This window comes from Siansivirga zeaxanthinifaciens CC-SAMT-1, from assembly GCF_000941055.1.
Classification (GTDB): Bacteria; Bacteroidota; Bacteroidia; order Flavobacteriales; family Flavobacteriaceae; genus Siansivirga; species Siansivirga zeaxanthinifaciens.
The window spans coordinates 2,668,428-2,692,551 of record NZ_CP007202.1; the positions used below are offsets into that span (position 1 = coordinate 2,668,428).

Genomic DNA, 24,124 nt, shown 5'->3' on the forward strand with positions numbered 1-24,124 from the left:
CATTAATTTAACTAAACTACAATAAACTTCGCTTCATTTTTCGTAACATAATCTGTACCTTTACGGTTTTGCGAATATATGAGCCCATTTGAAGATTTTATTGAAGTAAAAGGAGCGCGAGTACATAATTTAAAAAACATAGACATTTCTATTCCAAGGGAAAAGCTGGTGGTTATTACTGGGTTATCGGGAAGTGGAAAGTCTAGTTTAGCTTTTGATACTATTTATGCCGAAGGACAACGCCGATACATTGAAACCTTTTCTGCTTATGCCAGACAATTTTTAGGCGGTTTAGAACGCCCAGATGTTGATAAAATTGATGGTTTATCTCCCGTAATTGCTATTGAACAAAAAACAACCAGCAAATCGCCTCGCTCTACAGTTGGTACAATTACCGAAATTTACGATTTCTTACGTTTACTTTTTGCGCGTGCCAGCGATGCTTATAGTTATAACACAGGCGATAAGATGGTGAGCTATAGCGACGAGCAAATTAAAGAACTTATTTACGCAGATTTTAAGGGTAAGCGTATTAATATTTTAGCGCCTGTTATTCGCTCACGAAAAGGACATTACCGTGAATTATTCGAGCAAATTGCAAAACAAGGCTTTGTTAAAGTAAGAACCGATGGCGAAATTAAAGATATTGTTAAAGGCTTAAAATTAGACCGCTACAAAACACATGATATCGAAATTGTTATCGATAGGTTGGTAATTAATGATAGTGCCGATAACGATAAACGCCTTACCGAAACCATAAATACGGCCATGTATCATGGTGAAGATGTGCTTATGGTTTTAGACCAGGACACGAACGAAGTGCGCTATTTTAGTAGAAACCTCATGTGCCCGTCTTCTGGAATTTCGAACCCCAATCCCGAACCTAATAACTTTTCATTTAATTCACCAAAAGGTGCCTGCGATACATGTAATGGTATTGGCACTTTGTATCAAATTAATGAGAAAAAAATAATTCCAGACGATACCTTATCTATTAAAAACGGAGCGTTGGCGCCACACGGGCCACAAAAAAACAGTTGGATATTTAAGCAATTAGAAACCATAGCGCAACGCTTTAATTTTAAATTAACCGATGCTTACAAAGATATTCCAGAGGAAGCTAAACACATGATTCTTTATGGGGGTAATGAAAAGTTTTCGGTAGAAAGTAAAACTTTGGGGGTTACACGCGATTACAAAATAGATTTTGAAGGCATTGCTAATTTTATTGAAAACCAATACAATACTGCAGAGTCTACCTCTTTAAAACGATGGGCAAAAGACTATATGGATAAAGTGCAATGTCCTACCTGCAATGGCTCTCGTTTAAAAAAGGAATCGCTTTATTTTAAAATAAACGACAAAAATATCGCAGAGCTTTCCAATATGGATATTGTAGATTTAACTGCATGGTTCAACGATTTACAAGGTCATCTTTCAGAAAAACAACTGAAAATTGGTGAAGAAGTTATTAAAGAAATTAAAAGCCGACTACAATTCTTACTTGATGTGGGTTTAAATTATTTATCACTTAACAGAAGTTCTAAATCGCTATCTGGTGGCGAAGCACAACGTATACGATTGGCAACTCAAATTGGTTCTCAGTTGGTGGGTGTGTTGTATATTTTAGATGAACCTAGCATTGGCTTACACCAACGCGATAACGAAAAACTTATAAATTCGTTAGTTGCCTTAAGAGATATTGGCAACTCTGTAATTGTTGTGGAGCACGACAAAGATATGATAGAGCGCGCCGATTATGTTATAGACATTGGTCCAAAGGCAGGAAAATTTGGTGGTGAAATTATTAGCATAGGCACTCCAAAGGAGCTTTTAACACATCATACATTAACAGCACAATATTTAAATGGTGAAAAAACCATTGAAGTTCCTAAAAAACGTCGTGAAGGCAACGGGAACTTTATAGAACTTAAAGGATGCACTGGAAATAACTTAAAAAATGTGTCGGTTAAGTTTCCTTTAGGTAAAATGATAGGTGTTACAGGCGTTTCTGGAAGCGGTAAATCTACTTTAATTAACGAAACACTGTATCCTATTTTAAATGCTCATTATTTTAATGGGGTGAAAAAACCCATGCCCTACAAAAGCATTTCTGGTTTAGAACATATAGATAAAGTGATAGACATCAATCAATCACCTATTGGTAGAACACCCAGAAGCAATCCGGCGACTTACACCAAAACTTTCGATGAGATTCGTAGTTTATTTGCTAAAATTCCCGAAGCCATGATTCGGGGTTACAAAGCAGGACGCTTTAGTTTTAATGTTAAAGGTGGCCGCTGCGAAACTTGCCAAGGCGGTGGTTTACGAGTAATTGAAATGAATTTTCTACCAGACGTTTATGTAGAATGCGAAACCTGCCAAGGCAAACGTTTTAACAGAGAAACTCTAGAAATAAGATACAAAGGGAAATCCATAAGCGATGTTTTAGATATGACCATTAATGAGGCAGTAGATTTTTTTGAACATATTCCAAAAATTCATAACAAACTTAAAACCATAAAAGATGTGGGCTTGGGTTACATTACTTTAGGTCAACAAAGCACAACACTATCGGGTGGTGAAGCCCAAAGAATTAAACTGGCCACCGAACTAAGTAAACGAGATACAGGTAACACCTTTTATATTTTAGATGAACCTACCACAGGATTACATTTTGAAGATATTAGAGTATTAATGATAGTTTTAAACAAATTAGCCAACAAAGGAAATACGGTTTTAATTATTGAACATAATTTAGATGTTATTAAAACCGTTGATTATATTATTGATGTAGGTTATGAAGGTGGCAAAGGTGGCGGACAAATTATAGCGGAAGGCACGCCCGAAGAGGTTATAAAACATAAAAAAAGTCATACGGCGCGATTTTTAAAGAAAGAATTAAACTAAAAATATATTACAAATGATTACTGAAAAACACCACAAAGGCTGGAACGAGATAAAAACAAACGATTCTTGGGCCATTTTTAAAATTATGGGTGAATTTGTTAACGGTTTTGAGAAAATGAGCAAAATAGGACCTTGTGTTTCTATTTTTGGATCTGCCAGAACCAAACCAGATCAAAAATATTACATATTAGCCGAAAAAATAGCAAAACGTATCGTTCAGGCTGGATATGGTGTAATTACTGGTGGTGGTCCTGGTATTATGGAAGCTGGAAACAAAGGTGCTCACATAGGTGGGGGTATTTCAGTAGGCTTAAATATTGAATTACCTTTCGAACAGCATGACAACCCCTATATAGATTCCGATAAAAGCCTAGACTTCGATTACTTTTTTGTTAGAAAAGTTATGTTTGTTAAGTACTCGCAAGGGTTTGTAGTTATGCCCGGAGGTTTCGGCACTTTAGATGAGCTATTTGAAGCTATCACACTTATTCAAACACATAAAATTGAAAAATTCCCTATTATTCTTGTGGGTACCGATTTCTGGAAAGGTCTTCTAGATTGGATAAAATCGACCCTTTTAGATGGACACGCTAATATTAGTCCGAATGATTTAGATTTGATTCATTTAGTCGATACCGAAGACGAAGTTATTCGTATTTTAGACAGTTTCTACCAAGAATCTGGTTTAAGTCCTAACTTTTAAAGCTATTTTATTAAAGCACAATATACTCATGTAAATAATGTTTATTTAGTTAATCTTGTTTTATATATTGCAGGGCCTTACGTTTATTATTAACCTTAATGTTTAAATAAAAAATTGAAATTACGTCTCTTACTAATTTTTACCATAAATGTACTAATAAGTATGACATGCTTTGGTCAAAATGTAATTGATTTAAAAGCACGTTTTGATATTGAAAAAAAACAGATTCTTATTTCTGAAACCATTCAATATTATAATGCAACAAACGACACCCTTCATTATATATATTTAAACGATTGGAATAATAGTTATGCTACCAAGCACACTCAACTAGCACAACGCATTGCCGATGAATACAAAAATGATTTTCATTTAGCTAAAAATGAAGAGCGTGGCTTTTCGGTAATAACATCCATAAAACAAGATAATGACAGTCTTAGTTATCATTCATTAAAAAACCAAATTGATATTGTTAAGGTTAAACTGAATAAGCCTCTCGAGGCACATACATCGTATACCATTAAAATTGAAAACATAGTACAAATTCCTAGTGATAAATTCACAGAATATGGTATTACCAAAACCAAAGATTTAAATTTAAGGTACTGGTATATTACCCCTGCCGTTTACGATGGTAAATGGCAATATTACAGTAATAAAGGGTTAGATGATATGTACATTCCTCTAGCCGATGTATCATTAAATATTGAAATACCTTCAAATTATTTTTTGGCTTCAGAATTAGAAATGGAAGACACGTTTGTTTCAAACAACAAAAAAATATTCAAACTTAAAGGCAACAGCAGAAACAATAATAAACTTTTCATTAGTCAATCTAAAACATTTAAAAACATCACATCCAACGAATTAACTTTCGTTTCTAATATTGATGAAGAAAATTTAGAGCCTGTTGAAACAATCATGATTAAAGATAAGGTAAGCCGTTTTTTAATTGATAAGTTTGGTAATTATCCTCATAAAAAACTACTGCTTTCTCAAATAGATTACAATAAAAACCCCATTTACGGGCTTAATTTTCTGCCAAGTTTTATAAAAACATATCCCAATCACTTTCAATACGAACTAAAAATTTTAAAAATTAGTTTACTTAATTATTTAGAAAACACCTTAATAATTAATCCGCGAGAAGAACAGTGGTTAATTGACGCCATTATGGTTTATTATTTAATGGATTATATTGATGAATATTATCCAGACATGAAGTTTTTAGGAAGCATTGCTAACATTTGGGGTGTTAGATCGTTTCATGCTGCCGATATGAAATTTAACGATAAATACATTTTGGCTTATATGATAATGGCTAGAACTAACAGAGACCAGCCATTAACCACTTCGAAAGATTCGCTTATAAAATTTAATGCCAACATTGCTAATAAATACAAAGCCGGCGTTGGTTTAAAATATTTAGACGATTTCGTTAATAGTGATGTTGTAGAGTCGAGCATTGAAACCTTTGTAAAAGAAAACAAGTTAAAGCAAACGTCTACAAAAGCATTTGAAACGTTTATAAAATCTAAAACGCATAAAAATATCGATTGGTTTTTCACCGATTATATTAATACAAGAAAAAAAATAGATTTTAAAATTGAAAAAGTTATAAAAGGTGAAGATTCCATCACCATAACCATAAAAAATAAAAGAGATAACCACATGCCAATATCATTATATACCCTAAATAATGATAGTATTTTATCTAAAATTTGGATTGAAGATATTCAGGGCAAAAAAAGCATTACCATTCCAAAAACAGAAGCTAATAAGTTAGTTTTAAATTATAACAATGTTATTCCTGAGATTAATTTAAGAGATAATTGGAAATCTTTAAAAGGGTTTTTCTTTAACAACAAACCTTTACAATTCAGATTATTTCAAGACATAGAAGATCCTAATTACAATCAAGTTTTCTTCATGCCTTTAGTCGAATTTAATAACATATACGATGGTTTAACCTTAGGTGTTAAAGCATACAATAAAACCTTATTAAGAAAACGCTTTAACTACAAAATTGCACCGCAATATTCATTAAAATCGGGCTCTTTAACAGGATCTGGAAATGCATCAATCACCCAATATTTTGATAATACAGATTTATTCGCTATTAATTATGGTGTCATTGCCGGGTATCAATCGTATGCACAAAATCTGTTTGTAAAACAAATTACACCATCGGTTTCATTTTATTTTAGAGAATCAGACGACTTAAGATCGAACAAAAGAAGATCGCTTATTTTTAGATATTTAAGCATCAATAGAGATCGTGATTTAGACAATATACTAACAACTACAGAACCTAATTATAATGTTTTTGATGCAAGATATATTTATTCAAACGACAATTTAATAAGATATAGTAAATGGTATGCCGATTTTCAATTGAGTAAAACCTTCTCGAAAGTAGCTTTTAATTATGAGTACAGACGCTTGTTTGAAAATAACCGTCAATTAAACCTACGTTTCTTCACGGGTGCCTTTATAGAAAATAAAAACGATCCCAATTCAAATTACTTTAGTTTTGCTTTAGATAGACCAACCGATTATCTTTTCGAATATCCTTATTTAGGCCGCTCGGAAGCTAGTGGTATTTTTAGTCAGCAATACATAACTGCCGAAGGCGGATTCAAATCTAAATTAAATTCACCCTTCGCAAATCAATGGATTTCCACCATGAATACCAGTACAACCTTATGGAAATACATTTTAGCTTATGGCGACATAGGCGTGGTGAAAAACAAATGGGATAATGCAAAATTTGTGTATGATTCTGGTATTAGAGTCGATTTGGTTACAGATTACTTCGAAATATATTTTCCAGTTTATTCTAATTTAGGATGGGAAATTGGTCAACCTCACTACGATCAAAAAATACGATTTAAATTCACTTTAGACCCTGAAGTGTTACTAGGATTATTTAGAAGACGTTGGTATTAATTTAAGTAAAAATTTAGTGAATTATTACTAAAAACAATAAATTAGTAATAATTCAATAATTTAAAATATAATAATTGAATATTTTATACCTAAAACCATGGTTTTAGCATTAAATTTAATTGCATAAACAACAAAGTTTATATACTTTTGCAAAAGCAAAAATCTAACCAACTATGCAATCCATACCAGACTTACAAAACAACTTATCTTTTGAAGATTTTAAAACAGAAGTTTTAAACGATTACAAGATAGCTGTTAGAAGTAGGGAATGCAGTCTTTTAGGGCGCCGAGAAGTCTTAACGGGCAAAGCAAAATTTGGCATTTTTGGTGACGGTAAAGAAGTACCACAACTCGCCATGGCAAAAGCCTTTTTAAAAGGCGATTGGCGTTCGGGATACTACAGAGACCAAACGTTCATGATGGCCATTGGCGAATTTACTCTTGAACAATTTTTTGCAGGTTTATACGCAAACACAAACATAGAATTAGACCCGATGTCTGCAGGCAGACAAATGGGCGGACATTTTGTAACGCATAGCTTAAATAACGATGGCACCTGGAAAGATTTAACCAAGCAATATAACTCGAGTGCCGACATCTCTCCTACCGCTGCTCAAATGCCACGTTTATTGGGTTTAGCACAAGCTTCGAAAGTTTTTAGAGAACTAAAAGATATTAATGCTTCTAAATTTTCTGTAAAAGGTAACGAAGTTGCATGGGGAACCATTGGAAATGCCAGTACCAGTGAAGGCCTGTTTTTTGAAACAATTAACGCAGCCGGTGTGCTACAAGTACCTATGGTTATTAGTATTTGGGACGACGAATATGGTATTTCGGTACACGCAAAACACCAAACAACAAAAGAAAATATCTCTGAAATTCTTAGAGGATTTCAACGCGATGAATACGGTAACGGTTTCGAAATATTAAGAGTAAAAGGTTGGGATTATGCCAATTTAATTGAAACATATCAAGAAGCCGCTAATATTGCCAGAAATGAGCACGTACCTGTTTTAATTCACGTTACAGAATTAACGCAACCTCAAGGACACTCGACATCGGGGTCTCACGAACGTTACAAAAGTACAGAGCGTTTAGAATGGGAAAAACAGCACGATTGTAATTTAAAAATGCGCGAGTGGATTATTGAAAGTGGTATAGCAACAAACGAAACGCTTTTTGAAATCGAACGTTCGGCTAAAAAAGATGTAAAAGAAGCTCGAAAAAATGCTTGGAATGTTTTCTTAAAACCTATTTTGCAAGAACAACGCGAGCTTATTACTATACTTACTAAGCTTTCGGAAATAAGTGTAAATGGTGTTTTTATTAAAAAATTAAAAGACCATTTAGCACAAATAGACGAACCAACCAGAAAAGATATTTTATCGAACGCTAGACGTTGTTTGCGCTATACCATTAATGAAGATTTTACCGAAAAAGACATTCTGGTAAATTGGGTTAATTCATTTTTTGATAAAATTCAACCTAAATTTAGCTCTCATTTATATTCTGAAACTTCAAAAAACAATGCGTTAATTAAAGAAGTTAAACCCATTTACGACGAGCAAACAAATCAAGTTGATGGCAGAATAATTCTGCGAGATAATTTCGAACATATTTTCACAAATCATGCCGATGCTCTTATTTTTGGAGAAGACACCGGGAATATTGGTGATGTAAATCAAGGACTTGAAGGTTTACAAGAAAAATTTGGCGAACTACGCATCGCAGACACAGGCATTCGTGAAGCAACCATTATTGGACAAGGAATTGGTATGGCGCTTCGTGGGTTACGCCCCATTGCAGAAATTCAATACCTAGATTATATTTTATACGCTTTACAAATAATTAGCGACGACTTAGCGACGCTTCATTATAGAACAAAAGGAAAACAAAAAGCCCCTCTAATAATTCGTACTCGCGGACATCGATTAGAAGGTATTTGGCACTCGGGTTCACCCATGGGTGGTATTTTAAATTTGGTTAGAGGCGTTAACGTTTTGGTACCAAGAAATATGACCAAAGCTGCAGGCTTTTATAACACCTTGCTTCAAGGCGATGATCCTGCTATTGTAGTAGAATGTTTAAATGGATATCGCTTAAAAGAAAAAATGCCACTTAATTTAGCCGATATTCGAACTCCGGTTGGCGTTGTAGAAACCATTAAACCAGGAACAGACATAACCGTTGTTTCTTATGGCTCTACATTAAGAATTGTAGAAGACGTTTCAAAAGAATTGTTAGCTATTGGAATTGATATTGAAATTATTGATGCACAATCGCTATTACCATTTGATATCAATCAGGATGTTTCAAAAAGTGTTCAAAAAACAAACCGATTAATTATTATAGATGAAGATGTCCCTGGAGGCGCTTCAGCATTTATTTTAAATGAAGTTTTAAACATTCAAAACGCTTATCAGTATTTAGATAGTCAGCCAAAAACATTAACGGCTAAAGCACATCGACCTGCATTTGGAAACGATGGCGATTATTTCTCAAAACCATCAGCAGAAGATATTTTTGAAGCTATTTATGGGATCATGCACGAAGCGAATCCTGTGAAATTTAAAAAACTCAGATAATTAAACACGTAATACAATATAAACCATCTAAATTAGATGGTTTTTTTATATTAATAAATTAAACAACCATCCATGAAAGCTAGTCCGCTTGTAGATATAAAAAAAGAATTAAAAACGCTTTCAAGTAATGAAATACAGGAAATCTGTTTAAAGCTTATCCGTTTTAAAAAGGAAAACAAAGAGCTTCTCACCTATTTGTTATTTTATGCGCACCATGAAGATGATTATATTTTATCGGTAAAAACATATATCGATGAAGCATTTGAAACGATAAACACCAACAGTTATTTCTACATCAAAAAAAGTGTACGTAAAATTTTAAAAAACATAAAAAAGTTTGCCCGCTACTCCCAAAAAAAAGAAACCGAAGTAGAATTGCTGTTATATTTTTGTAAAAAACTAAAAGATTTTAAGCCAAGTATTAAAAACAATACAACGTTATTCATTTTGTATTCAAACCAACTAAAATTAGCTAAAAAAACAATAGCAACCTTTCACGAAGATCTTCAGTATGACTATAATCTTCTTATACAAGAATTACAATTTTAAATTCTCAACAGAAAAATTCCTTACTTGGTTTGTAATACAATCCATGGTTTTTATTTACATTTGTTAATAAATTGTAATTTAAAATTTCCCCAATGTTTAAAAAAAATCTCTCATTCGTATTTATTTTACTGGTAACGATTAGTGCTTTCGCTCAAAATCCGTGGACATTTAACAACAATAGTTTAAATGGCTGGACCGAATATCGTTTTGATGTAAGTTACAATCCGAGTAGCCTCATTTTAACTACTAAAGGACAAAACAACCCTAGGCTAGATCATGCCACTGCTAATGTAAATGCCGATTTATACAAATTTGCTATTATAAAAATGAAAGTTGCAACTGGTGGGCCGAGCTTACTTAGAATAAATTATGGAGCTAATTTTAAGTCAACCATTGTAACGCCTGGTTCAAGCACTTTTGAAACTTACATTATTAACATGACAGATGTTACATGGACAGGCACAGTAAACGACCTGCAATTAGCTTTTAAAGATAATGATGGAACTGCAGGTGGCTCAACACATAACAGTAACGATGTAAATGTTGAAATTGAAAAGATTTCGTTTGTAGAAAACATTTATTCGGGTGCCACCGAATTGTACGTAGATTTAGATAATGGAAATGACAACAATATAGGTTCTTCAAGTGCTCCGTTATTAACCATTCCTTTTGCCATTGAAACGGCAGCTTCAAACAACATTCCTAATGTATATATTAAAGAAGGTACTTACGATGTGTTAAGCCCTATAAATATTACAACAAATTCGCCAACTCCTATTGTTGTTAGTCCAGAACTTACCAAAAAAGTGACGATGCGTTTTAGTAGTAATAGAAATATTAGATTTTATGGTGGTGCTAAAAATATAGAGTTTAAAGACTTTAATTTAGATGGCCAATCGAATACAACCGATCACTGGACCATCTTAGCTAATTATGTTTGGCAACCCGAATTGTTTCCATCTGCTTTATCTGGTGGCGCTATTGCTTTTCAAGTTGAAGATGCGGAAGACATAAAAATAACAAACAATGCGATACATGATTTTTATCAAAAAGCAGTAAATATTGAAGACGGACGCTATGTAACTATCAAAGGAAATGTTATTTACAATATTGCCTTAACCTCATTAAGCGGTGGTCACGGCATTATGAGACAACAAGGCTCTGGAAGTTTCCCTGCCAACGACCCAGACGATTCTAATAAATACAGATGGGATATTGATGGTAATTTATTATTTAATATCCACCAACGCATCTATTCTTGGGTTCCTACTAAAGGGTATTTAAACATGACTTTAGATGAAGGAAAACCTATATTAATTGATGAAACTCCTAATCATGATTTAGGTATGAAAGCGCGTATTCAAAATAATATCGTGGCTTATTTTAAAATTGATGGAATACGTATAAAACCTACCAACTATCTAGAAGTTTTAAACAATTCTTTATTTAGTACGGAGCCTACGGGAGCAGATGGTATTACAGATACAACCACAGGTTTTACAGGTTCTGGAACCCCATTTTTAAATTTTAAATGTTTTAATAACGCTGTTGATGTTGCAGCGAGCAGACAACCTTATGAGTTAGCTGAATCTATTGGAAGCACAGGCAGTACTTATAATGACAATTATGCCTCACACGGACCAATTGCGCCTGTTGATGTTGCCGACGATTTAGGCACTTCGCTTTTTAAAAATGCACCTAATGGCGATTTTACTATTGTAGACGGACTACCCGCAATGGGTGTCGAACCCGGTGTTATTACCGATTTAGTTACCCGAGCTGGCAGCTTTAATGTTACTATAGCAGATAACAATTGGGTGAATAACCACCTAAAAAATGCTCAAACTTTATTTGATAATATCCCTGGTGTTGAAGATGGTATTGCAAATAATGAACCCGTATTTTTAGACGCTGGTATTTACGATGCATCCGATTTAGAATTTAATAAAGGAAGAAAATCTTACTACTTTACTGTAAATCCAACTTGGAAAGTATCAAAAGGCATTTCTGATGCAAATTTAAATCGTGGTAACGGATTAGATGTTTATGATGGAAAATACGAAATTGTAACTCCCGAAGCTTACAGCGAATGGTTCGATCATATCAAATCGACTTACCTTAGAGATACCGATGGGAATAATATTGGAGATACACCTTATAACGTAATTAGATATGGAGAAAGCGACATTAGACAAGATAAAGTTTTAAACGACAACTCTTTACATGTTGTTGAAATTGAATCTAATACAGAATACACAACAACTAAAGCCGATGGCTATGCGTTTACCATAGATGGCGATCTTTTAATCGATTTTAAATACACACCCGTAGGAAACGAAGTTTTCGATATTGTAACTGCAGGTAGTATTACGTCGTTAAACTCTGGAAGCTTATTCGATGATGTATTAGTTTCTGGATATTCAGGTACTTATACATTAGAGGTGGTTTCTGGTAGCCCGAGTATCTTACGTTTAACATTAACAGATACCACACTTGGTAATAAAGATTTTAATTTAAATCAAGTTGTACTATACCCTAACCCATCAAAACCATCGGAAGGTTTCAATATTAATTTGCCTTATTTAACTAAAAATAATGTTAGAATGTTTACAACTTTAGGGCAGGAAATTGATCTTTCAGTTAACCATACATCAAATAAAGTTTCTCATTTTACACCGAGTACAACTTTAGCAAAAGGTATTTACTTAATTACAATAAACACAAGCAATTCAACTAAAAAATTAAAATATTTAATAGACTAAATAGTCATTAAAAAGCTTATTTTCTAACAGGCTCTGTTTTATTTAAAAACGGAGCCTGTTTTTTTGTTTATTTTCTTTATTTATAATAAAAACAGATCTATTTGCCATGTAAAAACCACTAATAAAATAAAGTTATAACAAAACCCACAAATTACTAAGCTTTGTTTGAATGCTAACCACAATATTTTATCTTTGCCAACTCAAAACACGAAATGATTTATGAAGATTTCATACAATTGGTTAAAACAATTTATTAAAACAAATTGGACTCCAGAACAAACTAGCGAATTACTAACAGATTTAGGATTAGAGGTTGAAGGTATTGAAACATATCAATCTGTAAAAGGGGGTTTAGAAGGCGTTGTTGTTGGAGAGGTACTTACTTGTGTACAGCACCCTAATGCCGATAAACTAAAAATCACAACTGTTAATATTGGTGAAGCAGCCCCCTTACAAATTGTGTGTGGCGCACCAAACGTCGCTGCCGGTCAAAAAGTACCTGTTGCAACCATTGGAACCACTTTATATACTGAAGAAGGCGAAGCTTGGACCATAAAAAAAGGTAAAATTCGTGGGGAAGAAAGCCACGGAATGATTTGTGCTGAAGATGAATTAGGTCTTGGTAAATCTCATGAAGGCATCATGGTTTTAGATGCAAATTTAGAAGTAGGAACGCCAGCTGCCAGCATTTTTGAAGTTGAAAATGATCAGGTTTTTGAAATAGGCTTAACTCCAAATCGTGCCGATGCTATGAGTCATTTTGGTACGGCCCGCGATTTAAAAGCCGGATTATTACAAAAAGATATAAACCTAGAACTAATTACACCATCGGTGAGTGCTTTTCATGTAGATAACCGCACTTTAAAATTAGATGTTCAAGTGTTCGATAAAGAATTGGCACCTAGATATTGTGGTTTAACCATTTCGGGGATCAAGGTTCAGGAATCTCCAAAATGGCTTCAACACCGTTTAAAAGCCATTGGATTAAACCCCATAAACAATATTGTTGATGCTACAAATTATGTGCTTCACGATTTAGGCCAACCCCTACATGCTTTCGATGCTGCTAAAATTTCAGGAAATAAAGTTGAAGTTAAAACGCTACCATCGGGAACCAAATTCACAACTTTAGATGGCATCGAGCGTGAGTTACATGAAGATGATTTAATGATTTGTGATGCCGAAAAACCAATGTGTATTGCGGGTGTTTTTGGTGGTTTACATTCGGGTGTATCTAACGAAACAACGGCTATTTTCTTAGAAAGTGCCTATTTTAATCCGGTAAGCATTCGTAAAACAGCCAAACGACATGCATTAAACACCGATGCTTCTTTTAGATTTGAACGTGGTATCGACCCAAATATTACAGAATATGCTTTAAAGCGTGCTGCTTTACTAATTAAGGAAATTGCTGGCGGTGAAATAACCAGTGATATTTCAGATTTCTACCCAAACAAAATTGAAGATTTTCAAGTACGCTTAAGTTTTGAAAATGCTAAAAAATTAATTGGTGAAGAAATTCCGAAAGAGATTATCAAGCGTATTTTAGCGTCTTTAGATATTAAAGTTAATAATGTTACCGAAACAGGCTTGGGATTAACCGTGCCTGCATACCGTAATGATGTACAACGTGAAGCCGATATTATTGAAGAAATATTACGTGTTTACGGTTACAACAATATTAAAACAACCGAAAAATTAAATGCTTCCATTTCAAATTCATCAAAATTTGAAGATTATAAAATTCAGAATATTATTGGAAATCAACTAGCTGCGCAAGGCTATTTTGAAATTCTTTCAAATTCGCTTACAACTCCTAATTATGTGGCATTGAGCGAACAACTTAAAGAAGAACATAATATTAGTATTTTAAATCCTTTGAGTAACGATTTATCGGTTTTAAGACAATCGTTATTGTTTTCTGGCTTAGAAGCTGTTTCCTTTAATATTAATAGAAGAAATTCAGATTTAAAACTTTTTGAATTCGGAAAAACCTATCATGGTTACGGCGATAAAAGAGAAGAATTTAAGCATTTATCATTATTTATAACAGGAAATAAATCGCCCGAAAACTGGAGTGCTCTTAGTACAAAAAGTAATTTCTTTTATCTAAAAGGCCATGTTATTAGCGTTTTGGAACGTTTGGGTATTTCTAAATACAACGAAACACCCATTGATAACGATTTATTTAGTGAAGGTGTAAGCTTAGGCCTTGGAAAAATGAGTTTAGTTGACTTCGGATTGGTTAAAAAATCCATCTTAAAGCAATTTGATATTTCGCAAGAGGTATTTTACGCTAATTTTAACTGGGATACTATATTAAATGTTATTAAACGTAATAAAATAACCTTTATACCAATTTCTAAATATCAAGAAGTTCGACGTGATTTTGCCTTATTACTAGACGACCATATTACATTTGAGTCTATTTATAAAATTGCAAAACAAACTGAAAAACAGCTTTTAAAAAGCATTAATTTGTTTGATGTTTATCAAGGAAAAAATTTACCTGCAGGTAAAAAAAGCTATGCTGTTAGTTTTACACTTCAAGACGAAAACAAAACACTTACCGATACGCAGATAGATAAGATTATGAGTAAATTACAGTTTAATTTCGAAAATCAGTTAGGTGCAGAATTAAGATAAAACATCATTTATTGATATTTTTAAAAGCGCATTAAATTAAAAATTTAGTGCGCTTTTTATTAATGTAATAACACCAATTATTAAGATTAATATTAAAGATGTTTTCTTAAAATTTTCCTGAGAAACTTTATTCAAAACCAGCTTCCCAATATAGGTTCCTAAAATACCTATTACAAATAAAAAAGGAACATAAATTAAAATTTCCTTTGTTATATAACCATTAAAAAAATAGACAATGGTTCTGCTAAAATCGACACCAAAATCTATAATAGCCGAAGTGGCTATAAACACATTTTTTTCCAGATTAAAGGCTGCCATGGTTAGCCCTCTAATAGCGCCTCCGGTTCCTAAAACACCTGCAACAAAACCCGAGAGCCCGCCACCAATAACAGCTTCTTTGTTTTTAGGTTTTATAACTAAATCTTTTTTAATTATGAAAAGTAAACTTAAGGCTATTAAAAAAACGCCTAAGATAATTTCGAGAAATTGCGAATTTAAATACTTACTAATAACACCACCAAGAACAACAAAACCAATGGCTGGCAAACCAATATACAAAATCAGTCTTTTGTCAATACCTTTCTTAAATAATGCTATTTTACTTAAATTACTAACTACATGAAACATAGCAGTAACCCCTAGAACAGATTGAAAATCGAAATAAAAATTAGCAATAGGAACAAAAAATACAGACGAACCAAAGCCTCCAATGGTTCCAATAACTTCGGCTAATAAGGCCAAAATTAAAAACATATATTCTATATTTTTCAAAATGTATTGTTTTATTAAATATACGCAATAAATAGCTGAAAATTATCGGTTTTAAAATATAACTAGCGTGTTAATTTCAAGTGAATTTTAAATAAAATGAAATTAAAAAATTGTATCTTGTAGTAACAACATTTTTAAACTTTTAATCATGAGTCATTCTAGCTATACAAAAATATTTACGGGAAACTTTATAATGGTGCAACGCATTGTATCTGAACTAAAAGAATTAGATATTATTCCAGTGATTAAAGATCAAACCGAATCGGCTAGACTGGGAGGTTTTGGTGGTGGTATTTTACCTGGTTTTCAGGAAGTCTACATTAATAACGATGAGCTTGAAAAAGCTTCAGAGATCATTAAAAATATTTCTGAAAATTCCGAATATCAATAAAAAATAAATAATATAAAAAAAGGAGCGATATTTTAAATATCGCTCCTTTTTTTTGTGCTTAAACAAACTACACTATTTCATACATTTTGTTGCGTTGCTCCTTTATTTTAGGATCTTGCATGTACTCATCGAAAGTAGTATATCGGTCTATTACTCCATTTGGTGTTAATTCTACGACTCTATTTGCTACGGTTTGAGCAAATTCGTGATCGTGTGTTGTAAACAAAATGGTGCCTTTAAAATTGGTTAGTGAGTTATTAAACGCTGTAATACTTTCTAAGTCTAAATGGTTTGTTGGTTCATCTAACATTAAAACATTAGCTCTAACCATCATCATTCTACTTAACATACAACGTACTTTTTCACCACCAGAAAGCACATTCGATTTTTTAAGCGCTTCTTCTCCACTAAAAATCATTTTTCCTAAAAACCCACGAATATGAACTTCTTCACGTTCTTCTTCGGTAGTAGCCCATTGGCGCAACCAATCTACCAAAGTTAAATCGTTATTAAAAAACTCGCTGTTATCTAATGGTAAATACGATTGTGTCGTTGTAACACCCCAATCGAACGTACCAGCATCTGCCTTTTGTTTATTATTTAATATTTGATAAAATGCTGTGGTAGCTCTAGAATCTTTTGAAAACACAACCACTTTATCGCCTTTAGCTAGGTTTAAATCGATGTCTTTAAACAATACTTCACCATCGATTGAAGCTGCTAAGCCTTGAATATTTAAAATTTGATCACCCGCTTCTCTATCGCGCTCAAAAATAATGGCAGGATAACGACGGCTTGTTGGTCTAATATCTGAAATATTAAGTTTATCAATCATTTTCTTTCTACTGGTCGCTTGCTTACTTTTTGCAACGTTGGCAGAAAAACGACGAATAAACTCTTCTAGTTCTTTCTTCTTCTCTTCCGCTTTTTTGTTTTGTTGTGAACGTTGACGCGCTGCTAATTGCGAAGACTCGTACCAGAAGGTATAGTTACCAGAAAAGTGATTTATTTTACCAAAGTCTATATCTGAAATATGTGTACAAACGGCATCTAAAAAGTGACGGTCATGCGATACAACAATAACGCAGTTTTCATAGTTAGCCAAGAAATTTTCTAGCCAAGAAATGGTTTCATAATCCAGGTCGTTGGTAGGCTCATCCATGATTAAAACATCAGGATTACCAAATAAAGCTTGAGCTAATAACACACGTACTTTTTGTTTACCATCAAGATCTTTCATTAACACATAATGTAAATCTTCTTTAATATCTAAATTAGATAACATGGCAGCAGCATCACTATCGGCATTCCAACCATTCATTTCTTCAAATTGAACCTGTAACTCCCCTATTCTATCTGCATTTTCATCAGAGTAATCTGCATACAAAGCATCCATTTCAGATTTAATCTTGTATAGAGGTTTATTCCCCATTAAAACAGTTTCTAAAACAGTGTGCTCATCATACAAATTATGATTTTGTTCCAGAACCGACATACGTTTTCCTGGTTCTAAATGAACCGTACCAGAAGTTGGGTCTTGCTTACCCGAAATAATTTTAAGAAATGTAGATTTTCCAGCGCCGTTGGCACCAATAATACCATAGCAATTTCCTGTAGTAAATGAAGTGCTTACTTCATCAAATAATATGCGTTTTCCAAATTGAACTGAAAGATTTGATACTGATAACATATAAAACTGTTTAAATTTTTCTCAGATGTTTTTGTATTACTTTATTGTAACTAAAACCTTTTTAAAAATTAGACATACACCTTGACAAATATCTTTTTTTCTAAGTTTGTGCAAAAGTAGAAAATTCAAACCGTAAGTCGAAACTTAGTTAGCTTATTTTAGTAATGTTGGTAAATAGATTGTAATTAAGAAAGTCACATCAAAACTTAATGATAATTTAACATTTAACAACGCATTAACAAGAGTTTAAGAATACAAATGATACTTTTGTTTAGTTTAAGTATGGTATTTCTACTTATTGAATAGATAATTATGAGATTAATTTATACAACCATAATAGTAACATTAATGCTTTTTAGTTGTAAAAAAGACAAAAAAGAAGCAGCTGCTAATTATGCTTATTTTGGGGGTGAAATTATTAACCCTTACAACAACTACATTATTTTATCTAAAGGGGATGCCGTTATTGATACTATTCAACTGGATACTAAAAATCGTTTTTTATATAAAATTGAAAATTTAAATCCCGGACTTTATACCTACCACCACGGTGGTGAAATTCAAATGGTTTTGCTAGAACCGCAAGATAGTTTATTACTTCGTTTAAATACTTTAGAGTTTGATGAGTCTTTGGTTTACAGTGGTTTTGGTGACAAAAAAAACAATTATTTAATTGAAGAGTTTTTAGAGAACGAAATACAAGAAAAAAAGATTTTCAAATTATGTCAATTAGAGCCTAATAAATACTCTAGTCGTGTAGACTCTATTAAAAACGCTAAGTTGGCAAAATTCGATAAATTTATAAGCAAATACGATTCATCTCCCCTTTTCGAAGAAATTGCTTTAGCTAACATAAACTACAATTACTATTCAAGTAAAGAGGTTTATCCGTTTGTGCATTATGGCCACAACAAGTGGGACATTTTAAAAGCCATTCCTGCTTCATTTTACGATTATAGAAAAGATATTGATTACAATAATGCCCTATTTAAAGATTACTATTATTACAATCGTTTTATAAACCATAACATTAACAACATTGCTTTAAGTGAGCATATGAGTCATGAAGCTAATAAGCAATTTGATAGAGCATCAATATGCTATAGTTTAGACCGTTTAAATATTATTGATAGCCTTATTACAAATCAGACTTTAAAAGATGATTTGTTATACAATTTTACATTAAACTTTTTATCTAGAAGTACCGATGAAAATAATAACAATACCATTTTAAAATCTTTTTTAAAAAAGAGTAAAAACGAAGCAGATAAAACAGCTATAAATAATTATGTAGATTCATTAAACAATTTAAAACAAGACAACATACTCCCTGAAATACAAATAGTTGATTACAACAATAATGTTTTTGATATAAATTCATTAATTAAAAAACCAACAGTCATTTCGTTTTGGTCTCATGCCTATTTAGACCATTTTAAAGACAGCCACAGAAAAATTAATGAACTTAAAATAAAATATCCAGATGTTAATTTTATAATGATTAACATCGATGATAACGATATTCTTAAAATAAAGAACGCATTAAAAATTAATAATATTTCTTTACAAAATGAATATGCGTTTAAAGACCCCGATAAATCTGTGGTTACTTTGGCTGTGCGTCCTATGACAAAAACTATTATTGTAGACAGACATCAAAAAATTGTAAACAGTAATAGTAATATGTTTACTTCCAATTTCGAAGAGCAGTTGTTAGGTGCAATAAACAGATAAACTGCTTATAATTTATAGTGATTCATTAGCATTTTTTCGTAAACAACATCGGGTAAAATTCGTTTTAAAACCACAGAAAACTTCTGCAAAAATTCACCTACCTTATAATGAATTTTGGGGTTTTTAGTATTTATAACTTTTAAAACTGCCTTAGCCATCATTTGCGGATCGCTTCCACTATTTACATGCGAATTCATTAAATTTAAAGTATCGCCATACGGTTTTTTATATGGGGAGTTTTCTAACAACGGCGCATGGTATCTGCCTGCTGCTATATTAGTAGCAAAATCGCCCGGTGCAATGTTAGTCATCTTTATGTTAAATGCCTTCAATTCCATTCTAAAAGCTTCAGTAACCAACTCTAAAGCACCTTTGCTTGCACTATAAATACCTCTGTAAGGTAATCCCATATAACCAGCTATCGATGTAATATTTATAATTAACCCCGATTGCTGTTTACGCATTTGAGGCAAAACTTGTTTTATCACATTTATAGGTCCGAAAAAATTAGTTTCAAAATTGGCTTTAATCTCGGCTTCAGGAATTTCTTCAATAGCTCCAGTTATACCTGCGCCTGCATTATTAACAACCACATCCAAATGGCCTTCTTTTTCAATGATGGTGTCAACAGTACTTTTTATGGTAGAAACATTTTTTACATCTAATTGTAAAATTGGAAACTTGCTGTTTGGATAGTTTTCTGGCTGCCTGCTGGTTCCATAAACTATAAAGCCATTATCTGTTAAATATTCACCGATAGATTTTCCAATTCCTGATGATCCTCCCGTAATTAAAACAACTTTAGACATATTTCAATTGATAATTGATAATTAATAATTAAGAATGTAAAATTAATAATGAAATTGACAATTACAGGTAAAAAGAAAAGTTTTGAGTAGAAAGCTTAAAAAAAGATGCTTTTTTTTACTTCAGTAAAGGGTACAAAAAAAGGCAAGCTACCTACATCACACCGCTACGACCATTTACCTTTGCTGCGTTCCCGCCCTGGAGGATTCAACAGGAGCTGGTTGTGTAGGACTTGCCGGGTGCAAAGATACAATCTTTTAATTTTTTCACAATGATTTTTTAAACTGATTTTAAATAAATATCTTGCTTCAAATTATAATAAAAACATGAAAGCTTTTAAACACTTAACAATCATATTTTTAACACTCATAATTACAGCCTGTGGCTCTAATTCTGGCATTAAAAAAAACGATTTTTCTATAATTACGAATGCCAAAAAAGGTGATATTTCTAATAATGAAAGCCTTTCGCTATCTATTGAAAACAAAAAAAGCCTGCCTATAGATTCTATTTCTTATACTTTAAATGGAAAAAAAATTGAATCGCCACTTAATTTAAGTGAATCTAAACTAGGCAAACATATAATTGAAGCTACTGTTTTTCAGGGCACCGAAAAACAAACTGTAAATACCACTATTACCATTTTAAATAGTGAGGCTCCAAAAGTGTTTACTTATAAAATTATAAATGAATATCCGCATGATATCACTTCTTACACCCAAGGATTAGAGTTTTATAATGGCGTTTTATATGAAAGTGACGGACAATACAAAGAATCTCGTTTAAGAAAATTAGATTACAAAACGGGCGAAGTTTTAAAAAATATAAACTTAGCAAACGAATATTTTGCCGAAGGACTAACCATTTTAAATAACAAAATATACCAGCTTACCTGGAGAGAAAACACTGGTTTTGTTTACGACCTGAATACGTTAGAAAAAATAAGTAGTTTTAAATATGGTAAAAGTAAAGAAGGTTGGGGATTTTGTAACGATGGTACTTCTTTATACAAAAGCGATGGCAGTGAAACTATTTGGTTATTAAATCCTGAAACTTTAGTCGAAGAAGATTACATCCAAGTGTATACCAACAAAGGTAAAATTGTTGAAATTAATGAGATGGAATGGATTGAAGGGAAAATTTATGCCAACCGATATCAAAAAGACGGTGTTGCTATTATTAATCCTAAAAACGGCGCTGTTATTGGGGTTATCGATTTCTCGCCTCTTAAAAAATTAGTAACACAACATGAAGGACTGGATGTTTTAAACGGTATAGCTTACAACCCAGAAACCAAAACTATTTTTGTAACCGGAAAACGCTGGGATAAATTATTTGAAGTAGAAATTGTTGAAAAATAAGCGCTTTAATTTATTCCTGTTGCTGCACTTTTAACTTAAACATCTTATTCGATACCGGAATAAATAATATCCCTATTAATACGAAAAGTAAAAAGGCTTTTTCTAACCCAAAAGCATGGGATAAATAGCCTATTAATGGCGGACCAATAAGCATGCCTAAAATAGCGTATGTCGTTACTATTGAAATTGCCATCCCTGGAGAATATTTTTTCGACAAACCTGCTAACGACATCGTTACCGGAAAAATAGCAGCCGTACCAAAACCAACTAATAAAAAGCCAAATAAAGCCGTCCAGAATTGAGGAAAAACAACAGCGATTAATATCCCTGTAGTTATTAGAGAACCACTTAAAAAATAAGTCTTTAAAATCCCTATACCGCTTACCAATCTATCCGAAAAGAAACGAGATAATGCCATGGTAATCATAAACATTAAATAACCATAGGTAAAAACATCTTCTTTTAAAACCTCTTTAAAATAAACACCGCTCCAATCGAACATACCCCCTTCACAAACGGCACCAAAAAATATTAAAATCCCTAAAAACATAATATAAGGGTCGGGTTTGCTAATAATTAATTTATTTCCAGAAGGCGATTTGTCGTTTTTTAAAGTAAATCTGAACGTTATTAAGGCAACTATTAATCCGAAAATGGCAATTCCAAGCATGTGGATATGAATGGGCACATTAAATTTTACCATAAGTGTTGAAAAAGCAACACCAATTACACCTCCTGTACTCCATAATCCGTGAAACGCACCTACAACGCGCTTTTCATACTTTTTTTGTAAAGTAATAGATTGAGTGTTTATAGAAATATTTAAAATTCGTAAACAAAAAGCAAACCCCGAAATTGATAAAACCAGAGCAAAAGTAGAGGTTGCAAATCCAATAGATGCTAAAGAAACAGCAAAAAATACAAAGGCAAAAATTAAAGGGATGCGGCTATCAAATTTTGAAACCAACCAACCAGAAATAGGTAAACCAATTAAAGAGCTTACAGGCATAGCAATTAAAATGGTACCTAGTTCGGCATCATTCAAGTTAAAAAAAGTTTTAATCGTTGGTATTCTCGATGCCCAGGTTGCAAAACAAATGCCCGATAAAAAAAAATAAGTACTTAAAGCAATGCGTTGCTTAGCTCTTAAATCTATAAAATTCACATTCTAAAATAAGTCATTCTTTCATGTAAAAAAGAATACTTTCATTTCGATGCAAATGTAGTACAACCTCAACTTTAAAACATAGAAATTTCAATTAATAATGCACAGGACTTTCTGTACACGGACAGTTACTTATGCCACGTAAAAAGTCTAATCCTATGGTTATAACGTGAGTTCCAGAATTAAACGCCGATAACTCATTGGTTGTAATTTGATAAGCATAGCCAAAATAAAACACCGATTTTTTAAACCCCATCATAGGACCTACATTTAAAGGTTTTAAAAATTGATCATTTAAAAAACGATACGAAATTCCAGCCCAGTAATAATCTTCATTTCTATTATATTTTCTAAACTTAAAATTAACATCGGTACTCGAACGTTTATCGCTGCTAAACATTTGGTAATAAACCGATGGTTCAAATTCTAAACCAGTACCTTTTGCACCATTAAAGGTGTAACCCGAATAAATTTGATAGTTTAACAATAACCTAGGTTCGGCAACTCTTAGGTCTTCGTCAAACTTCTTTTCTAAAATATTATTTGCGTTAAAACTTAAAAAGAATCCTTTGTTTCTATAAAGTGCACCCACATCAAAGTTATTATTATTGGTTGCTCTGTTATCTGTAACAAAAGGATCTATAATAGGATTTTCGTAAGTGGTATTAAAATTATTAATATCTATTTTGAAATTATTAATGTTATAAGAAATACCAAAAGACAGGTATTGTTTCGAGTAATAATCTAATACTAAATGATGCGCAAACGAAAATTTAGCACCCGTTTGAATGGTATTACCATTACGGTCGTTATAAACAGACACCCCTATTCCCGAACGACTTGCCAATCTGAAATCGGCATAAAACGACTGGTTATCTGGAGCGCCTTTTATACCTACCCATTGCGTTAAGCCATTGGCTCTAAGTTTTAAGTTGTCTCCAATACCCGCATAGGTTGGTGACACCACAAAATTGTTGTCTGCCAGATATTGTGTAAATACCGGCAAATTAAGTTCCTGACCAAAACCGTAGGTAGTGATGATTAGGGATATATATATGATTATTTTTCGCATCTTATTTATAGTTTTTGGGGCTTAAACCA

At 32.6% G+C, this 24,124-nt stretch carries 15 protein-coding genes and 1 other RNA gene; 10 read left to right on the forward strand and 6 right to left on the reverse strand.

What is annotated here, in order from left to right:
* Positions 1 to 78 precede the first annotated feature (78 nt).
* The 7 genes from uvrA to pheT all read left to right on the forward strand — a co-directional run bounded on the left by uvrA (position 79) and on the right by pheT (position 15,104).
* Positions 79 to 2,910 (forward strand): excinuclease ABC subunit UvrA, encoded by a 2,832-nt coding sequence (uvrA, locus tag AW14_RS12005; RefSeq protein WP_044639037.1) that lies wholly within the window; start codon positions 79 to 81, stop codon positions 2,908 to 2,910.
* 13 nt (positions 2,911 to 2,923) lie between these two features.
* On the forward strand, positions 2,924 to 3,613 hold the full coding sequence (locus AW14_RS12010) for an LOG family protein (protein WP_044639038.1): 690 nt from the start codon (positions 2,924 to 2,926) through the stop codon (positions 3,611 to 3,613).
* Positions 3,614 to 3,727: 114 nt separating this feature from the next.
* On the forward strand, positions 3,728 to 6,562 hold the full coding sequence (locus AW14_RS12015; protein WP_052647496.1) for a gluzincin family metallopeptidase: 2,835 nt from the start codon (positions 3,728 to 3,730) through the stop codon (positions 6,560 to 6,562).
* A 173-nt stretch (positions 6,563 to 6,735) separates the two neighbouring features.
* The gene (locus AW14_RS12020) at positions 6,736 to 9,147 is read left to right on the forward strand and encodes an alpha-ketoacid dehydrogenase subunit alpha/beta (protein ID WP_044639040.1); all 2,412 of its coding nucleotides are present in this window, start codon (positions 6,736 to 6,738) and stop codon (positions 9,145 to 9,147) included.
* A 72-nt stretch (positions 9,148 to 9,219) separates the two neighbouring features.
* Positions 9,220 to 9,696 carry a hypothetical protein gene (locus AW14_RS12025; protein WP_044639041.1) on the forward strand — a complete coding sequence of 159 codons (477 nt, stop codon included), beginning with the start codon at positions 9,220 to 9,222 and terminating at the stop codon, positions 9,694 to 9,696.
* A gap of 92 nt (positions 9,697 to 9,788) precedes the next feature.
* Positions 9,789 to 12,458, forward strand: a complete 2,670-nt coding sequence (locus tag AW14_RS12030; protein WP_044639042.1) for a T9SS type A sorting domain-containing protein — start codon at positions 9,789 to 9,791, stop codon at positions 12,456 to 12,458.
* A gap of 219 nt (positions 12,459 to 12,677) precedes the next feature.
* Positions 12,678 to 15,104, forward strand: a complete 2,427-nt coding sequence (gene pheT / locus AW14_RS12035; protein ID WP_044639043.1) for a phenylalanine--tRNA ligase subunit beta — start codon at positions 12,678 to 12,680, stop codon at positions 15,102 to 15,104.
* Positions 15,105 to 15,140: 36 nt separating this feature from the next.
* Here the strand turns inward: pheT and AW14_RS12040 are convergent, their stop codons facing one another.
* A complete protein-coding gene (locus AW14_RS12040) occupies positions 15,141 to 15,875 on the reverse strand; it encodes a sulfite exporter TauE/SafE family protein (RefSeq protein ID WP_245617587.1) in 735 nt (244 codons plus the stop codon).
* Positions 15,876 to 16,023: 148 nt separating this feature from the next.
* Here AW14_RS12040 and AW14_RS12045 point away from each other — a divergent pair, with 148 nt between their 5' ends.
* Positions 16,024 to 16,266 carry a putative signal transducing protein gene (locus AW14_RS12045; protein WP_044639045.1) on the forward strand — a complete coding sequence of 81 codons (243 nt, stop codon included), beginning with the start codon at positions 16,024 to 16,026 and terminating at the stop codon, positions 16,264 to 16,266.
* A 67-nt stretch (positions 16,267 to 16,333) separates the two neighbouring features.
* On the opposite strand, the gene AW14_RS12050 is transcribed toward AW14_RS12045, so the two are convergent.
* A complete protein-coding gene (locus AW14_RS12050) occupies positions 16,334 to 17,956 on the reverse strand; it encodes an ABC-F family ATP-binding cassette domain-containing protein (protein WP_044639046.1) in 1,623 nt (540 codons plus the stop codon).
* A 312-nt stretch (positions 17,957 to 18,268) separates the two neighbouring features.
* Here AW14_RS12050 and AW14_RS12055 point away from each other — a divergent pair, with 312 nt between their 5' ends.
* Entirely contained in the window at positions 18,269 to 19,690 is a 1,422-nt protein-coding gene (locus tag AW14_RS12055) for a TlpA family protein disulfide reductase (protein WP_044639047.1), read from the forward strand.
* A 5-nt stretch (positions 19,691 to 19,695) separates the two neighbouring features.
* Here AW14_RS12055 and AW14_RS12060 read toward each other — a convergent pair whose 3' ends face one another.
* Both AW14_RS12060 and ffs read right to left on the reverse strand, forming a co-directional pair.
* Positions 19,696 to 20,499, reverse strand: a complete 804-nt coding sequence (locus AW14_RS12060; protein WP_044639048.1) for an SDR family oxidoreductase — start codon at positions 20,497 to 20,499, stop codon at positions 19,696 to 19,698.
* A 137-nt stretch (positions 20,500 to 20,636) separates the two neighbouring features.
* Positions 20,637 to 20,735, reverse strand: an RNA gene (gene ffs, locus AW14_RS14715) — signal recognition particle sRNA small type.
* A gap of 88 nt (positions 20,736 to 20,823) precedes the next feature.
* Between ffs and AW14_RS12065 the strand changes: the two genes are divergently transcribed.
* Entirely contained in the window at positions 20,824 to 21,858 is a 1,035-nt protein-coding gene (locus AW14_RS12065) for a glutaminyl-peptide cyclotransferase (RefSeq protein WP_044639049.1), read from the forward strand.
* 10 nt (positions 21,859 to 21,868) lie between these two features.
* Here AW14_RS12065 and AW14_RS12070 read toward each other — a convergent pair whose 3' ends face one another.
* Both AW14_RS12070 and AW14_RS12075 read right to left on the reverse strand, forming a co-directional pair.
* On the reverse strand, positions 21,869 to 23,023 hold the full coding sequence (locus tag AW14_RS12070; protein ID WP_245617588.1) for an MFS transporter: 1,155 nt from the start codon (positions 23,021 to 23,023) through the stop codon (positions 21,869 to 21,871).
* 94 nt (positions 23,024 to 23,117) lie between these two features.
* On the reverse strand, positions 23,118 to 24,095 hold the full coding sequence (locus tag AW14_RS12075; RefSeq protein ID WP_044639050.1) for a PorP/SprF family type IX secretion system membrane protein: 978 nt from the start codon (positions 24,093 to 24,095) through the stop codon (positions 23,118 to 23,120).
* Positions 24,096 to 24,124: the final 29 nt, after the last annotated feature.

Excerpts from the sequence above, each read along its gene's own strand:
- uvrA (WP_044639037.1), top strand. The coding sequence starts at position 79 with ATGAGCCCATTTGAAGATTTTATTGAAGTAAAAGGAGCGCGAGTACAT.
- AW14_RS12010 (WP_044639038.1), top strand. The coding sequence starts at position 2,924 with ATGATTACTGAAAAACACCACAAAGGCTGGAACGAGATAAAAACAAAC.
- AW14_RS12020 (WP_044639040.1), top strand. The coding sequence starts at position 6,736 with ATGCAATCCATACCAGACTTACAAAACAACTTATCTTTTGAAGATTTT.
- AW14_RS12025 (WP_044639041.1), top strand. The coding sequence starts at position 9,220 with ATGAAAGCTAGTCCGCTTGTAGATATAAAAAAAGAATTAAAAACGCTT.
- AW14_RS12030 (WP_044639042.1), top strand. The coding sequence starts at position 9,789 with ATGTTTAAAAAAAATCTCTCATTCGTATTTATTTTACTGGTAACGATT.
- pheT (WP_044639043.1), top strand. The coding sequence starts at position 12,678 with ATGAAGATTTCATACAATTGGTTAAAACAATTTATTAAAACAAATTGG.
- AW14_RS12045 (WP_044639045.1), top strand. The coding sequence starts at position 16,024 with ATGAGTCATTCTAGCTATACAAAAATATTTACGGGAAACTTTATAATG.
- AW14_RS12050 (WP_044639046.1), bottom strand. The coding sequence starts at position 17,956 with ATGTTATCAGTATCAAATCTTTCAGTTCAATTTGGAAAACGCATATTA.
- AW14_RS12055 (WP_044639047.1), top strand. The coding sequence starts at position 18,269 with ATGAGATTAATTTATACAACCATAATAGTAACATTAATGCTTTTTAGT.
- AW14_RS12060 (WP_044639048.1), bottom strand. The coding sequence starts at position 20,499 with ATGTCTAAAGTTGTTTTAATTACGGGAGGATCATCAGGAATTGGAAAA.
- AW14_RS12065 (WP_044639049.1), top strand. The coding sequence starts at position 20,824 with ATGAAAGCTTTTAAACACTTAACAATCATATTTTTAACACTCATAATT.
- AW14_RS12075 (WP_044639050.1), bottom strand. The coding sequence starts at position 24,095 with ATGCGAAAAATAATCATATATATATCCCTAATCATCACTACCTACGGT.